We start from the raw sequence: 15,513 nt of genomic DNA on the forward strand, positions 1-15,513 counted from the left end.
AGTCTCGCGCGTGCCCGGCAGTTCACCCCACAGGGATGAAGCCGCGTCACGTCGTCTTTGGAATCGTCGACGCACGGGTTGGGACGGGGTGGGTTCGATGGTCGATGCGAGCGACTGATGATGATCGAAGAGGTACGCCACCTCAATCGCGGCTACGTGGCCTCCTCGGTCCGTCTCGCAGATGGTGTCGTCACCGCCCTCGGATGGGCGGTCGCGCAGGCCCAGGGGCACTGGGACGGGGTGAATCTGAGCGCGGCGACGGTCCGCATCCTCCACGACAGTTCGATCCTCGAAGAGGCTCGGGCGCATGGCCTGCAGCTCACCGGCGCGCAGCTTCGGACAGCGCGGCACCTCGTCCCCGGGCCGGTTGTCATCTGTACGCCGGACCTGAAGTCCGTGGCGGAAGCGGAAGAGATCAGGCAGGCGACAGCCATCGTCGTGGTTGGTGCGCACCCCGGCCTGAAGGCCTGGGTCGGCGCGTTCCGGCCTGAGCGACTCGCAGGCGCAGCCATCCCGGTGCCTGACCGGGTCGTCGATGATCCCGAGGTCTGGGCGGCGATGGAGACATTCACCGACCTGATCAACAGCGGCACCGGCCTGACCCACCCCTGCGACCGGTCCCTGGTGACCGATGGACTCCTCGAGCTGCACCGAACAGGACACCCCTTCGACCCCGACGAGCTGATGGCAGCAGCCTTCAAGCTCAACTGGCGCGGCACCGCCGCCTGGGACCTACGAGTCCTGGCAACGGAACTCAATGCCGAGCAGCTCAACGCTGACAACTAGGGGCTGGTCAGGAAGGTATTGACGTCGTCGGCGAACTCGAGGTGGTGCTGGAAGAGGAAGCCGTGGGCGGAGTCGGGGTAGATCTTGAGCCGTGCGTGTGGAATGAGCCCGGCCAAGAGGTACGAGTAGTGCGGCAGGACCATCGGGTCGCTGTCGCCGTTGGTGACGAAGACGGGCACCTTGATCGTGCCTACACGTTCGAGCAGTGCGTGGTTCGGGATGCCCCAGTCGCAGACGGCGTCGTACTGCGCGACCCGGGTCGCCCAGGTGGTCTGGTCGTCGCGATCGGAGGTGCGTACCGCCATCCGGCCGAAGGCCTGCATCCCCGCCGTGCGGCTCGTCTCCGAGGGTGCGAAGAAGACGCCGAGAACCCTTTCGGGGTTGGGGTGCGGCCGGCCCACCGCACCGATCACCGCGGGATCCCAGCCATGCATGCCGGCCGCGCCCTGTGGTGCCGACGAGGCCAGCACGAGCCGTCGTACGACGTCCGGCCGGATCAGCGCGATCTCCTGGGCGACGAAGCTGCCGAGCGAGAACCCGAGCAGGTCGATCTGCTCGAAGCCCAGCGCGTCGAGAAAGGCCAGCGCGTCGTGCGCCATCGCGGCGACGGTGTGCGGTGTCGTGCCGGTCGACGCGCCGACGCCGCGGTTGTCGAACGCGACCACTCGCCGATCGGTGGCCAGCGCGTCCACGAGCGCGGGATCCCAGTTGTCGAGGTTGCCGCGGAAATGCTGCAGCAGGATCAGTGGTACGGCGCCGTCGCCGGTCTCACGGTAGGCGTACTCGACGCCGTTGTCCGCGCTGATCCGCTGGGTCGAGGTCTCCGTGTACATAGTGGTCACCCCTAGGGCCGCTGGGAGTCGGCGGCGAACGTCAGTGTGTACGGGTTCGGCAAGCGCGTGCACGATGCGCGCCACTACTCAGATCATGGTCGCGCCGGGTCCGTTCGCGGGAATACCTCTGGGGGGTATATGTTGTTCGGAGACTTGAAGCCGTGGCCGGGTGGCTGCGGCAGCGACCGGACGCTGAGAGGAGATCATGGTGAAGGCCAGCTCAGACGGCCAGGATCACCAGCACCACGGCAGGCCTGCGGCTCAGGTCGAATCACCGGTCCACACAGGACATGACAAGCACGCCGGACACGACAAGCACGCCGGACACGATCCGGAGATGTTCCGGCAGAAGTTCTGGCTGAGCCTGCTGCTGACGCTGCCGATCGTGGCGACCAGTCCCATGGTGATGGACTGGTTCGGCTACTCGGTGGACTTCCCCGGCATGAGCTGGGTCGGGCCGGTACTCGGCACTTTCGTGTACTTCTACGGTGGCTGGCCGTTCCTGGTCGGCGGTGTCCGCGAGACCCGCGACCGGGCACCCGGAATGATGCTGCTGATCTCGATGGCGATCACCGTCGCCTATGTCGCTTCCCTGGCCACCAGTATCGGCGTCTTCGACCTCGACTTCTGGTGGGAGCTCGCCGCCCTGGTCACCATCATGCTGCTGGGCCACTGGCAGGAGATGAAGGCCATCGGCCAAGCCCAAGGTGCGCTCGCCGCACTCGCCGCGCTGCTGCCGGACGACGCCGAGCGCGTCACCGACAGCGGGATAGTGAGCATCTCGGTCTCTGACCTTCAGGTCGGCGACGTTGTCCTCGTCCGGTCCGGCGCCCGCGTGCCGGCCGACGGGAAAATCGTGGTTGGAACCGCCGAGCTGGACGAGTCGATGATCACCGGCGAGTCCCGCCCGGTGTCGAAGACCACCGGTGATCGGGTCGTCGCGGGAACCGTCGCGACCGACTCCGCCATCCGGGTCCGGATCAACGCCGTCGGCGACGACACCGCCCTGGCCGGCATCCAGCGGCTGGTCGCCGAAGCGCAGCAGTCCAGTGGAAGGGCCCAGGTGCTGGCCGACCGGTTCGCCGCGATGCTGTTCTACATCGCCACCGCCGCGGCACTCGTCACCTTCATCGCGTGGTCGGTCTTCGGCACTCTCGACGAGGCGGTCGTGCGAACCGTCACTGTCCTGGTGATCGCCTGCCCACACGCGCTCGGTCTGGCCATCCCGCTGGTCATCGCCCTGTCCACCGCCGTCGCGGCCAAGGCCGGGATCCTGGTCAAGGACCGGCTGGCGCTGGAGCGGATGCGGACCGTCAGCGCGGTGCTGTTCGACAAGACAGGCACCCTGACCAGGGGCGAGCACGTCGTGACCGGTGTCGCCGGTGACGGCCTCGACGAGCATCAGGTCCTGCGGATCGCCGGCGCGGTGGAGGCCGACAGCGAACACCCGCTCGCCCGGGCGATCGTCACCGCCGCGGACCAGCGAGGTGGCCGCGCGGACGCGGCCGAGTTCAAGTCGCTCACCGGGCGGGGTGTCCAGGCTGTCGTCGACGGCACCAGCTACGCCGTCGGCGGGCCCGCGCTGCTGCGAGAGCTTGACGCCACCGTGCCGAGCCGGCTGGGCGCCCGGGCCGAGGAGTGGTCCGGCCGCGGCGCAGCGGTGCTCTACCTGCTTCGTGTCGAGGGAGCCAAGTCAGTAGCGATCGGGGCGATCGCGCTGGAGGACGAGGTTCGGCCGGAGGCCCGAGAAGCCGTGGAGCAGTTGCGCTCGGCCGGCATGAGCAAGATCGTCATGATCACCGGCGATGCCGAGCCAGTCGCGCGGGCGGTTGCGGCCGACCTCGGCTTCCGCGCGGGTGTGGATGAGGTGTTCGCCGAAGTACTCCCGGCCGACAAGGACAAGGCGGTCAGTGAGCTGCAGTCACGCGGGCTGACCGTGGCGATGGTCGGCGATGGCGTCAACGACGCCCCCGCCCTGGCCCGAGCCGACGTCGGGATAGCGATCGGCGCCGGCACCGACGTGGCGATCGAGTCGGCCGGAGTCGTGCTGGCGTCGTCGGATCCGCGGGGGGTCGTCGGCATCATCCGCCTGTCGCAGGCGTCCTACCGCAAGATGGTCCAGAACCTCGCCTGGGCGGCTGGCTACAACGTGGTCGCGATCCCGCTCGCAGCCGGCGTGCTCGCCTTCGCCGGGATCACTCTCAGCCCGGCGATCGGCGCGGTCCTGATGTCTGCATCGACCATCGTCGTGGCGCTCAACGCCCAACTCCTGCGCCGAGTCCACCTCACCCCAGACCACTGACCCGGTCAGTCCAGGCGGAAACGCGGGCCGAAATCGGTGCTCCCCGCCACCAGCGCTGCAAACGCGTCGCGTCACCGTCCGTGCAGAAGGACGATGGAGCGGGGGTTGACCAGGACGTGGTCTCCGGCGGCGATCTGGCCTGGCGGGGCGGTGCCACTGGGTTCGTAGGTGTCGATCTCCCGGGTCCACGTCTTGCCGGTCTCGGTCGCGGGTACGGCGAAGTCCAGCGGCTCCCACCAGGCGTTGACCAGGAGCAGGAAGTCGTCATCGACCAGGAGGGTTCCGTCCGCGGCCCGATCGGGATCGTCGTCCCCGTCGAGGTAGAGCGCCACGCTCCGTGCACCCGGGTCGGCCCAGTCCGCCTGAGTCATCTCCGCGCCACCCGGGGTATACCACCGCAACTCGTCCGCCTCCACGCCGGTGAGGAACCGGCGCCGCCGGAACACCGGGTGGGCCCGGCGCAGCGCGATGAGCTTCTTGGTGAAGGCGGTCAACTGCTCGTCCGGTGTGGACCAGTCGAACCAGCTGATCGCGTTGTCCTGGCAGTACGCGTTGTTGTTTCCCTGCTGGCTGCGGCCGAGTTCGTCGCCTCCGAGGAGCATCGGTACGCCGAACGAGAGCATCAGCATGGTGAGCATGGCCCGGCTCTGCCTAGCCCGTAGGTCCAGGATCTTTTGATCGGTACTGGGTCCCTCGACTCCGCAGTTCCAGGAGCGGTTGTCGTTGCTGCCGTCCCGGTTCGCCTCGCCGTTGGCCTCGTTGTGCTTGGCGTCGTACGAGACGAGATCGGCCAGCGTGAAGCCGTCGTGCACCGTGATCAGGTTGACCGAGGCGGTAGGACGCCGGCCGGCCGCGGAGAACAGGTCGGACGATCCGCTGAGGCGGGCGGCGAACTCGCCGATCAGGCCGTCGTGGCTGCGCCAGAAGTCGCGCATCACGTCGCGGTACCGGCCGTTCCACTCACTCCACAGCGGCGGGAACCGGCCGAGGTCGTAGCTGTCCACCTGTCCGACGTCCCACGGCTCGGCGATGAGCTTGGCACGGGAGACCACCGGGTCCTGCGAGACCAGGTCGAAGAACGCCGCCATCTTGTCGAAGCCGCCGTCCTCACGGGCCAGCGTCGGGGCGAGATCGAAGCGGAAGCCGTCGACCCGCAGCTCGGTCAGCCAGTAGCGCAGCGAGTCCATGATCAGCTGCAGGCTGACCGGACTGTCGGCGTTCAGCGAGTTGCCGGTGCCCGTCGTGTCCACGTAGATCCGTGGGTCGTCGGGGTCGAGCCGGTAGTACGCCGTGTTGTGCAGTCCGCGATGGCACAGCGTCGGGCCGAGGTGGTTGCCTTCGGCGGTGTGGTTGAAGACCACGTCGAGGATGACCTCGAGGCCGGCGCCGTGCAGGGTGTCGACCATCGCCTGGAACTCGGCGACCTGTTCGGCGGGCCGCCCGGCCCGGACCGCGGCGGAGTAGCCGGCGTGCGGCGCGAAGTACCCGATGGTGTTGTAGCCCCAGTAGTTGGTCAGGCCGCGCTGGACCAGGAAACCCTCGGGCACGCTCTGGTGCACCGGGAGCAGTTCCACGGCGGTCACCCCGAGGTCGAGGAGATGGGCGACCGCGGCGTCGTGGGCGAGCCCGGCGTACGTACCCCGGAGCTCCTCCGGTACGGCGGGGTGCGCAGCCGTGAAGCCTTTGACGTGGACCTCGTAGATGATCGTGTCGGCGTAGGAGTAGGCCGGCCGGGGACCTTCGCTCCAGGAGAAGGAGGTGTCGACCACCAGGCTGCGGGGGACGTGTCCGGCCGAGTCCAGCGCGCTCGGGGCCTCGACATCGTCGACCGCGTAGCCGAACAGCTCCGGCCCGAACCGTACCTCGCCGTCGACGGCCCTCGCGTAAGGATCGAGCAGTAGCTTCGACTGGTTGTACCGCAGACCTCGTTGCGCGTCGTACGGTCCGGTAGCCCGGAATCCGTAAGCCTGACCAGGTCGTACACCGGGCAGGAATCCGTGCCAGATGTCGCCGTCGCGCTCCTGCAGCGGGATCTGGGTCTCGGTGCCGTCGGAGTCGAACAGGCACAGGAGCACGCCGTCGGCCCCCGACGCGACGGCGAAGTTCGTGCCGTCAGGCCCCGGGGTGGCGCCGAGCGGGGCGGCGGCACCGGGCATGGGCGGCGCGAAGGTGACCTGCGTGGTCATGACACTCCGCCCATCGTGCGCAGGACATCCCCGACGGACTGCACCGAACCGTGTCTGCGCCGGATCAGATCGGCCACGATTCCGGTCCAGCCGGTCTGATGTGCCGCGCCCAGTCCGGCCGCGTTGTCGCCGTGGAAGTACTCGCTGAACATGAGGTTGTCCTTCCAGTTCGGGTCCTGCTGCAGCCGGTCGACGCCACCGAAGCACGGCCGCCGGCCGTCCGGGCCGACCAGGAAGATCGACACCAGCCGGGCGAACAGGTCGTCGGCGACGGCGTCGAGAGCGAGCTTGTGGCCCGATCCGGTCGGGTACTCGATCATCAGGTCCTCGCCGAAGAAGCGGTGGTAGCGCTGCATCGCGGTGGCCGCGAGGAAGTTCAGCGGGAACCACACGGGACCGCGCCAGTTCGAGTTGCCGCCGAACATGTCGGTGGTCGATTCCGCCGGTTCGTAGTCCACCGTGGCGCGGATCCCTTCCACCTCGAGCGTGTACGGGTGGTCGCGGTGGAAGGCGGAGATCGAGCGCAGCCCATAGGGAGACAGGAACTCACCGGGGTCGAACAGCTTGTCGAACAGCCGCAGTACCTGGCCGACCCCGACGACGCCCATCAGCAGCCGCTGCTGTCCTGCATCGCCCCGCAGCAGGCCGGCCTTGGCCAGGCTCTCGCGGTCGCGCAACCCCTGACGATCGAGGAACTCAGCGAACTGCTTGCCTGGGGCGATGGCTCCCGCCAGCATCTGTTCGTCGATCACGCCGACCGCGAGCATTGGGATGATGCCGACCATCGAGTGCACCTTCACCGGCACGACGCCGCCGCTCGGGGTGGAGATCCGGTCGTAGAACAAGCCGTCGGTGTCGTCCCACATCCCTTGCTGCGCCATCGCGGTGCGGATCTCGGCGAAGTGCTCCAGGAACTTGTGGACCAGGTCGCGCGCGGGCCGGTGTCCGGTCCGGTTCAGGATCGCGGCGATCGTCATCATCCCCAGCGCGTACGCCGCCATCCAGCCGGTTGCGTCGGACTGTTCGAGCACCCCGCCGACCGGAAGGTGCGAACGGTCGAGCGGGCCGATGTTGTCCAGCCCGAGGAACCCACCCTCGAACAGGTTCGACCCGTCGGCGTCCTCGCGGTTGACCCACCAGGTGAAGTTGACCAGCAGCTTGTCGAAGATCCGGCTGAGGAAGTCGAGATCGCGCCCGCCATCGATGGCCCAGACCTCGAGCGCCGCGTAGACCTGCACAGGCGGGTTGACGTCACCGAAATCCCATTCGTACGCCGGCAGCGCGCCGTTCGGGTGCTGGAACCACTCGCGACACACCAGCAGCAACTGATTCTTCGCAAACTCCGGGTCGACGTGCGCGAGCGCGATGCAGTGGAAGGCGAGGTCCCAGGAGGCGAACCAGGGGTACTCCCACTTGTCCGGCATCGACATCACGTCGAAGGCGTTGAAATTGCGCCATCGGTGATTGCGCCCGGTGTGCCGCGAGGCCGGCGGCACCGGCTGTCCCGGGTCGCCGTCCAGCCAGCGGGCGACGTCGTAGTAATAGAGCTGCTTGCTCCACAACATCCCCGCGAAGGCCTGCCGCATCACCATCGCCTCGTCGGCCGACGCAGCCGCCGGGGTGAGATCGGCGTAGAACTCGTCCGCCTCCATGCGGCGGGTCCTGAAGACCTCGTCGTACTCCGGTCCGAGCGCCGTCGCGGTGTCAGCGCCTGAACCAGCCGGACGCAGGCGCAACCGCAGTTCCGCAGTGGCACCCGGCGCGACGTCGACGCGGTACCAGGCCGCGCACTTGGTACCGCGCTGGGCGGGATCGATGGTGAGCGCACCCGTCACGACGTGGTCGTTGATCCCGTCCTTGGGGTACTGCGTCGACCCGGCAACGCCGTACAGGCGCTGGGTATTGCTCTCGTTGTCGCAGAAGAGGAGGCTCGGCGGGGTCCCGTCAGGACCCGGTCCGGTCAGTAGTTCCAGCTCGCCCAGGGATGGGTGCGAGACGCGCACGCTGGTGTCACCGGTCGCGGCGAGCTCGGGTCGTGGAGCACCCGGATTCCACGACCAGGTGTTGCGGAACCAGGCCGTCGGCAGGACGTGGAGAGTCTCCGGGTCCGGTCCGGCGTTCGTGATCTGGATCGACATCAGCAGGTCGGTGGGGCTCGCCTTGGCGTAGTGCACCTCGACGATCCAGTACCGGTCCTCGTCGAACGCGCTGGTGTCGAGGAGCTCGTACTCCGGATCATGCTTTCCGCGCCTGCCGTTCTCGGCGCGCAGGTCTTCGTACGGGAACGCACCCTGCGGGTAGTGGTAGCGCCAGCGGTTCCAGGCATGGCTGGGCACGGCGTCGAGGTACCACCAGTAGTCCTTCACGTCCTCGCCGTGGTTCGCCTCCGCGCCGGTCAACCCGAACGGCCGCTCCTTGAGGATCGGGTCGCGCCCGTTCCACAACGCCAGCCCGAGGCACAGGCGCTGCTCGATATCGCTGAACCCGGCCAGTCCGTCCTCGCCCCACCGGTACGCCGTGGCGCGCGCGCGGTCGTGCGAGAGGTAGCCCCACGCCTCGCCGTCGGCACTGTAGTCCTCCCGCACGGTGCCCCACTGACGCTCGCTGAGGTACGGACCCCAGAGATACCAGTCGTTCCGCTGTGACAGCGGCCGGTCGCTCGCCATCCGCTCGCGCTCGACTCCGGACGTCTGCGGCTGTGTCGTCACGCGGTCCTCCCAGCGATGGTGATCGTGCACGGCAGCTCGCGCGGAGCCCATGCCCATTGTTCGAGGATCGACCCAATCCCGCCTCCTCTGCGGCTGATGATTCAGAGCTGTCGCGGGAGAGGGTTATCCATCAAGCCGAATTGATGTATCGTCCGGAGGTATGGCGCCGACAGTTCCGGCGGATCCACCGTCGTTCGTCCGGCTGGTTGCTCACCCGCTGCGCTGGCGGCTGGTGACCGAGCTGGCCAGAAGCGACCTGCGCGTGCGGGAGTTGGTCGGCCTGGTGGGCGAGCCGCAGAACCTGGTGTCGTACCACCTACGGCTCCTGCGCCACGACGGGCTGGTCACCGCGACGCGCAGTACGTTCGACGGCCGGGACAGCTACTACCACCTGGATCTCGACCACTGCGCCCGCGGGCTGACTGGCACTGGTGCGGCGATACATCCGGCGCTAGAGCTGACACCGCGTGAGGCTTCTGGGCCGGGAAGGGTCTCGGTGTTGTTCGCCTGCACCGGCAACAGCGCGCGCTCGCCGATCGCGGAGGCGCTGCTCCGTCATCACACGGCCGGCCGGGTGAAGGTGACGAGTGGTGGCAGTTCGCCGAAACCGGCCTTCCATCCGAACGCCGTCCGGGTGCTCGAGGAGCAGTACGGCGTCGACATCGCCGGCCGGACTCCGCGGAGCCTGAACACGCTGACCGGACGCCATTTCGAGCACGTGATCACCTTGTGCGACAAGGTCCGCGAGGTGTGCCCGGAGTTCGGCGACCCATCACGTCGTACGCATTGGAGCATCCCCGACCCAGGAGACGCCGGCTACCCGGTCTTTCAGCGGATTGCGGCGGAGATCGACACGCGCATCCGCTACCTACTGCCTGTCCTTGCCCTCGAGAGCTGAGGAGGCTCGTCATGGCGACATCGGAGTTCGCCAGTGTGCGCTACGTAGTCGACGACGTCCAAGCGGCGGTCGACTTCTACACCGAACATCTCGGGTTCAGTCTGCGTGGCAACGCCGTACCGGCCTTCGCTGAGGTAACAGCCGGGCACCTGCGACTGTTGCTGTCCGGACCGGCCAGCTCCGGAGCTCGCGCGACTCCCGAGGACGTCGCCGGCGCAGGTCGTAACCGCATTCATCTGACCGTCGACGATCTGGATGCCGAGATCGAACGGCTGCGCGGCGACGGGCTGTCCTTTCGCAGCGAGGTGGTCTCCGGCCCAGGCGGCCGCCAAATCCTCCTCGCCGACCCAGCCGGAAACCTAATCGAACTCTTCCAGCCCGCGTCCTGACCTAGGTCGCCCGGAACGGCCGAACCAGGTACTGGTGATGCCTGGTTCGGCAGTCACTCCCAGCCCGCAGCCGCGGTGTCTAGCGTGGGCGGTATGAATGCTCCTCTGCTCAAGCTGAACAATGGCGTGGAGATGCCGGCCATCGGCTTCGGTGTCTTCCAGACGCCCCCGGACGACACCATCGCGGCCGTGGAGACGGCGCTGGCCACCGGGTACCGGCACGTCGACACCGCCGCGGCATACCTCAACGAGCGCGAGGTCGGCGACGCGATCCGTCGCTCCGGCCTCGACCGCTCCGAGATCTTCGTCGAGACGAAGGTCTGGATCACCGACTACGGCTACGACGAGACGCTGCACGCCTTCGACAAGAGCGCGGGCAAGCTCGGGGTCGACCAGATCGACCTGCTGATCCTGCACCAGGCGCTGCCCAGCGAATTCGAGCTCACCATCGGCGCCTACCAGGCGCTGGAGAAGCTGCTGGCCGACGACTTGGTCCGGGCGATCGGGGTCAGCAACTTCATGCCCGACCACCTTGCCCGGCTGCTGGAGGCAACGTCGGTGGTGCCGGCCGTCAACCAGATCGAGGTGCATCCCTACTTCCGCCAGTCCGAGGTGCTCTCGCTCGACGCCGAGCACGGGATCCTCTCCCAGGCGTGGTCGCCCATCGGTGGGATCACCTTCTACCGCGACGGCTCCCACGGCAGCACCCTGGAGGACGCCACGATCCAGGAGATCGCAGCGGAACAGGGCAAGACGCCGGCCCAGGTGATGCTGCGCTGGCACCTCCAGCAGGGGCGTCAGGCCATCCCGAAGTCGGTCACTCCCTCGCGGATCGCGGAGAATTTCGACATCTTCGACTTCGAGCTAACCACCGAGCAGCTGACCGCGATCGACGCTCTCGACACCGGCGTACGTGGTGGTCCGAAGCCGGAGCAGATCACCCGCGAGAACTTCGGCCTCCAGATCCCCGAGGCCTGAGGAGGAGTTTCTCGGAATGACTTTCAGCTCAGGCCGGTCGCGGCGGCGATCAGCTCGATCTGCTGGAGGTCGGGGTTGGCAGGAAACAGGATCAGCTCGTCGCAGCCCGCTGCGGTGAAGCCGGAAACGGCCTCGGCAACTCTCTGCGGCGTGGTGAGGGCGCCGGCCACGATCCGGTCGACGTACTCACCGACGAAGCTGTAGTAGTCGCCGAGATAGCGCCGTGCATGTTCCTCGGCCTCGTCGCCGAGACTCACGTACCCGATGGCGACCAGGCGCGGCTCACCTTCACGTCCCGCGTCGCGCCAGGATGCCCTGGCCGTCTCCGCTGCCGCGGCGAACGCGTCCGGTCCGCCGGCGCCGAGGATCCAGCCTGCGCCGTACGCCGTCATCCGGCGGAAGGCGGCGGCAGACCCACCACCGATGAGCAGCGGGGGACCACCGGGTCGCACCGGGGCCGGCCCGATCGGACCGGCGTACCCCCTCGGCTCACCGGCCCACACCGCGCGCATCTCGGCGAGTTGGGCGTCGAACGCCTTTCCGCGCGTGTCGTACGGCGACGCCGTTGCCTCGAAGTCGTCCGGGCGCGATCCCACCGCGATGCCGACCGTCAACCGGCCGTCGGAGATGCGATCGACGGTGGCCAGTTGTTTGGCCAGCAACGCACCGTTGCCCCGGTACGGGCCGATCATGATGGCCGTCGTCAGGCCGATCCGCTCGGTCACCGCCGCCGAGGCCGCGAGGGTCGGAATTGTCTCGAGATTTCCATACACCAGGCGGTCGAGCGTCCCCAGGGTCGAGAACCCGGCCCGCTCGGCGGCGCGGGCCCAGTCCAGGATCAGTCGGCCGGGGATACCGGGAATCGTGGACGGCAGACCGATACCGATGTCCATAGGAACTCTCCTTGATCCAGTTGGTAATTCCAACTATCGACGGTCGAGGCTGGTGGGCGCGTCTGTCACGGTGCGGTGAGGGCGTCGGCGAGTGGGTGGATCGCGGCTAGTGCGGCGGCGGTTTCGGGGTCGAGTCGGTGTCGTTCGGCGATGCTCTCGGGGGAGTAGTAGGCAATCCGCGTTGTCCCCGCGTCGTCCCAGATGAGCAGTTTCAGGGGTAGGTCCAGTGCGGCCAGCGGAGCGGCTGCCATGGCTGGCGTTCCGGCGGCCGGGTTGCCGAAGATCACCAGAACGGTGTCGCGCAGGTCGAGACCGGCCGTGCGCGCCGCGCCCGCCTGGTCGATGACGGCGAACACCGTGACCCCCTTGGCCTCGAGCAGCCGGCGGAATCGCGCAGTCACCTCCGCCACAGTTCCAGCAGCCACCTTGCTGACCACCCCGCTCGGCAACGGTCCGCTCCCAGAGCCGGCAGAATCAGGCATCATCGTGATCCTCCTTTGACGTCATACGTACGAACCCGGTCTCGGGAAGTGTATTTATGGGCACTCGTGTCGGCTCTTTTCACTGGCCGGGGGCCTGCGGTGGGCGTCACGGGTGCAGGAGGGTTCGATGGGATCTGTGGTGAGAACTGCGGTTGTGGTCGGCGGTGGGATCGTCGGTCTGTCCGTGGCGAGGTCTTTGCAGAGGCTCGATCCCGGTACGCCGGTCGTCGTACTGGAGAAGGAAGGGTCGGTCGCGGCCCACCAGACCGGGCACAACTCGGGAGTTGTGCATTCCGGGCTGTACTACAAGCCCGGATCCCTGAAGGCGCGATTGGCCGTGGCCGGCGGAGCGGCGCTGAAGGAGTACTGCGAGGAGAAGGGCATCCCGGTGGACGTCCCCGGGAAGCTCGTCGTCGCGACGACAGAGGCCGAGTTCCCGCAGCTCGACCGTCTGCTCGGCATCGGCCGTGAGAACGGTGTCCCGGTACGACGGCTGACCCTCGACGAGATCGCCCAGCGCGAACCGCACCTGCGGGTGAAAGGTGCCCTGGCGGTCGATTCCACCGGTCGGGTCGACTTCAAGCTGGTGGCCGCCGCCTTGGCCGATGACGTCCGCGCTGCCGGCGGCGAAATCCGCACCGGGGTGACGGTGACGTCGATCGAGAATGCGGGCTCCGTCGTCCGGGTCCGTACGACGGACGAGGTGATCGAGGCGGATCGCGTCGCCGTCTGCGCCGGCTTGCACAGCGACCGGCTCGCGCGGGCCTCCGGACTCGAGCCCGGTGTCCGCATCCTCCCGTTCCGCGGCGAGTTCAGCGAGATCGTCCCGGAGCACGACTATCTGGTGAAGGGTCTGGTCTATCCGGTACCCGACCCCGAGCTGCCGTTCCTCGGCGTCCACCTGACCCGCGGCATCGAAGGCACCGTCCACATCGGGCCGAACGCCGTACCGGCCCTGGCCCGGGAGGGCTATTCCTGGTCGAAGATCGTCGCTCGGGACGTGTGGGAGTCCGCGACCTACCGGGGCACGTGGCGTCTCGCCCGCCGCTACGCCAAGACGGGCGCCAAGGAGGTGATGCGCTCACTCACCGGCCGGGCGCTCGTGCGGGAGGCCCAGCGGATGCTGCCCGAGCTGCGAGTCTCGGACGTACGGCGCTCGGGGGCCGGGGTGCGCGCGCAAGCCGTGACCCGCGACGGCAAGCTCGTCGACGACTTCCTGTTCCTCCGCGACGGTCGTACGTTGCATGTCCTCAACGCCCCATCCCCGGCCGCCACCGCCTGCCTGGTGATCGGCGAACGCATTGCCGAGGAGCTGTCCGCCGACCGGGCCTGAGAGTTCTCGGGTCAATCGAAGATCCAGTGCGGTACACCGCGGTACGGTCATCTTCCGGTTCGTTCGCTGTTCGGAGGAGTGCACGTGGCTGGTGATATCCGTCTGATCGTTCAGGGTGACGACTTCGGCATGTGTCAGGCCGTCAACGTCGGCACAGTGCAGGCGTTCCGGGAGGGGATCCTGACGCAGGCCTCCACCATGGCCGCGTGTCCGTGGTTCACCGGGGCCGCGGCGCTGGCGCGCGAGTCCGGAATTCCGCTCGGCGTACACCAGACCCTGACCTGCGAATGGGACTTTCTGCGTTGGCGGCCGCTGACCGATGGCCCCTCGCTCGTGGGTGAGGATGGAACGTTCTTCCGGACGGTCGCCGAGGCCCGGGCTTCAGTCACACAGGCCGACGCCGTACGTGAACTGTCCGCTCAGGCGGCGAAGTTCGCCGCGGAAGGACTCGCTGTCGACTACCTGGACGTCCATATGGGCGAGTCCGCGCCGGAGGCGTACGCCGAGGTCTCGAACGCCGTCGGCAAGCCGTACATCTACGGCCCCGTGGAGTCGCGACGGTTCGCCTCGATCGAGACTCTGAGCGACCGGGAAGCGGCAGCCAAGTAGCCCTGGATGCTCGCCTACATCGCCGGCCTGACGCCCGGCGTACACCTGTTGGTCACGCACTGCGCCGTCGCGGGACCGGAACTCGCCGCGCTGACCGCGCCCGGCACCGAGACCTACCGCTGGGCCGAGGAATACCGGCTCGGCGACCAGGACATCGTGACCGACCCCGAGATCCGCAAGGTGATCGAGGAGCGGGATATCGAACTGGTGTCCATGCGCAACGCCTTCACCGACTGACGTGGTAGAAGGGGTGCATGACTGCGAACAACTCTCAGCTGACCAGAACGCTCTCGAATGGTGCGGAGATCCCGCTGCTGGGCCTGGGGGTCTGGCAGGTGGAGGACGGCCCGGAAACTGAGCAGGCAGTCGCCTGGGCGCTCGACAAGGGCTACCGGCTGATCGACACGGCGCAGGCGTACCGGAATGAATCCAGTGTGGGGCGGGCGATCCGGAGCAGCGGGATCCCCAGGGAGGACATCTTCCTCACGACCAAGTTCTACCCGGGGAGCCGGGATGCCCGGGTCGAGGCGGAGAAGAGCCTGGAGCGGCTCGGCACCGACTACCTCGACCTCTACCTGATCCACTGGCCGCAGGGCGGGCCTACGTGGGCGTGGCCTGGGATGGAAGCGGCCAGCGAAGCCGGCCTGACCAAAGGCATCGGGATCTCGAACTTCGGAGCCTCCGAGATCCAAGAGCTCTTGAAGGTGAGCCAGATCCCGCCGGCGGTCAACCAGATCCAGTTCAGCCCGTTCGAGTATCGCCGGGCCCTGGTCGATGCGTGTGAGGACGCGGGCGTGGTCGCACAGGCGTACAGCCCGCTGGGGACCGGGCGTCACCTCGCGGATCCAGTCGTCGAGCGGATCGCGTCTGCCACCGGACGTACGCCGGCTCAGGTCCTGATCAGGTGGGCGATCCAGAAGGGACTCTCGGTCATCCCCAAGTCAATCCACCGCGAACGCATCGACGAGAACTTCAACGTCCTCGACTTCGAACTCGACGAAGCGTCCGTCTCCGCCCTGGACGCCCTCGACACCACCGGCCAGACCCCCGACGCGCTGTCCCGGAGCGGCAAGTGGTGGTGATCCCCGGGTCCGCCCAGCCCGAGATCCGTCCGAG

At 67.9% G+C, this 15,513-nt stretch carries 14 protein-coding genes; 9 read left to right on the forward strand and 5 right to left on the reverse strand.

The window, feature by feature from the left end:
• The first annotated feature begins 117 nt into the window (after nt 1–117).
• Entirely contained in the window at nt 118–786 is a 669-nt protein-coding gene (locus tag ACFPJ1_RS42725) for a hypothetical protein (RefSeq protein ID WP_380112166.1), read from the forward strand.
• On the opposite strand, the gene ACFPJ1_RS42730 is transcribed toward ACFPJ1_RS42725, so the two are convergent.
• Complete coding sequence (locus ACFPJ1_RS42730) at nt 783–1,619, reverse strand: alpha/beta fold hydrolase (RefSeq protein WP_380112167.1); 837 nt, start codon at nt 1,617–1,619, stop codon at nt 783–785. The genes ACFPJ1_RS42725 and ACFPJ1_RS42730 overlap by 4 nt on opposite strands.
• A gap of 205 nt (nt 1,620–1,824) precedes the next feature.
• On the opposite strand from ACFPJ1_RS42730, the gene ACFPJ1_RS42735 reads away from it, so the two are divergent.
• Complete coding sequence (locus tag ACFPJ1_RS42735; protein WP_380112169.1) at nt 1,825–3,921, forward strand: heavy metal translocating P-type ATPase; 2,097 nt, start codon at nt 1,825–1,827, stop codon at nt 3,919–3,921.
• 71 nt (nt 3,922–3,992) lie between these two features.
• On the opposite strand, the gene glgX is transcribed toward ACFPJ1_RS42735, so the two are convergent.
• Together glgX and ACFPJ1_RS42745 are read right to left on the reverse strand one after the other, a co-directional pair.
• Entirely contained in the window at nt 3,993–6,107 is a 2,115-nt protein-coding gene (gene glgX, locus ACFPJ1_RS42740; protein WP_380112171.1) for a glycogen debranching protein GlgX, read from the reverse strand.
• Complete coding sequence (locus ACFPJ1_RS42745) at nt 6,104–8,815, reverse strand: MGH1-like glycoside hydrolase domain-containing protein (RefSeq protein ID WP_380112172.1); 2,712 nt, start codon at nt 8,813–8,815, stop codon at nt 6,104–6,106. The genes glgX and ACFPJ1_RS42745 overlap by 4 nt, the downstream gene beginning before the upstream one ends.
• A 160-nt stretch (nt 8,816–8,975) precedes the next feature.
• Between ACFPJ1_RS42745 and ACFPJ1_RS42750 the strand changes: the two genes are divergently transcribed.
• From ACFPJ1_RS42750 to ACFPJ1_RS42760, 3 genes are all read left to right on the forward strand, one after another.
• Nucleotides 8,976–9,713 (forward strand): arsenate reductase/protein-tyrosine-phosphatase family protein, encoded by a 738-nt coding sequence (locus ACFPJ1_RS42750; protein ID WP_380112173.1) that lies wholly within the window; start codon nt 8,976–8,978, stop codon nt 9,711–9,713.
• An 11-nt stretch (nt 9,714–9,724) separates the two neighbouring features.
• Entirely contained in the window at nt 9,725–10,102 is a 378-nt protein-coding gene (locus ACFPJ1_RS42755) for a VOC family protein (protein WP_380112174.1), read from the forward strand.
• Nucleotides 10,103–10,195: 93 nt separating this feature from the next.
• A complete protein-coding gene (locus ACFPJ1_RS42760; protein ID WP_380112175.1) occupies nt 10,196–11,080 on the forward strand; it encodes an aldo/keto reductase in 885 nt (294 codons plus the stop codon).
• 23 nt (nt 11,081–11,103) lie between these two features.
• Here the strand turns inward: ACFPJ1_RS42760 and ACFPJ1_RS42765 are convergent, their stop codons facing one another.
• Nucleotides 11,104–11,973: an LLM class flavin-dependent oxidoreductase gene (locus ACFPJ1_RS42765; protein ID WP_380112176.1), complete on the reverse strand. Its 870-nt coding sequence runs from the start codon at nt 11,971–11,973 to the stop codon at nt 11,104–11,106.
• Between the two features lie 65 nt (nt 11,974–12,038).
• Nucleotides 12,039–12,458 carry a DUF302 domain-containing protein gene (locus ACFPJ1_RS42770; RefSeq protein ID WP_380112177.1) on the reverse strand — a complete coding sequence of 140 codons (420 nt, stop codon included), beginning with the start codon at nt 12,456–12,458 and terminating at the stop codon, nt 12,039–12,041.
• Nucleotides 12,459–12,582: 124 nt separating this feature from the next.
• Between ACFPJ1_RS42770 and lhgO the strand changes: the two genes are divergently transcribed.
• The 4 genes from lhgO (at nt 12,583) to ACFPJ1_RS42790 (ending at nt 15,479) form a co-directional block, all read left to right on the forward strand.
• Nucleotides 12,583–13,788 carry an L-2-hydroxyglutarate oxidase gene (lhgO, locus tag ACFPJ1_RS42775; RefSeq protein WP_380112178.1) on the forward strand — a complete coding sequence of 402 codons (1,206 nt, stop codon included), beginning with the start codon at nt 12,583–12,585 and terminating at the stop codon, nt 13,786–13,788.
• A gap of 84 nt (nt 13,789–13,872) precedes the next feature.
• Nucleotides 13,873–14,397, forward strand: a complete 525-nt coding sequence (locus tag ACFPJ1_RS42780; protein ID WP_380112179.1) for a ChbG/HpnK family deacetylase — start codon at nt 13,873–13,875, stop codon at nt 14,395–14,397.
• A gap of 6 nt (nt 14,398–14,403) precedes the next feature.
• Nucleotides 14,404–14,634: a hypothetical protein gene (locus tag ACFPJ1_RS42785; protein ID WP_380112180.1), complete on the forward strand. Its 231-nt coding sequence runs from the start codon at nt 14,404–14,406 to the stop codon at nt 14,632–14,634.
• Between the two features lie 17 nt (nt 14,635–14,651).
• Nucleotides 14,652–15,479, forward strand: coding sequence for an aldo/keto reductase (locus ACFPJ1_RS42790; RefSeq protein WP_380112181.1), 828 nt, complete (start codon nt 14,652–14,654; stop codon nt 15,477–15,479).
• Nucleotides 15,480–15,513 lie beyond the last annotated feature (34 nt).

This window comes from Kribbella qitaiheensis, assembly GCF_042657745.1.
GTDB lineage: Bacteria > Actinomycetota > Actinomycetes > Propionibacteriales > Kribbellaceae > Kribbella > Kribbella qitaiheensis.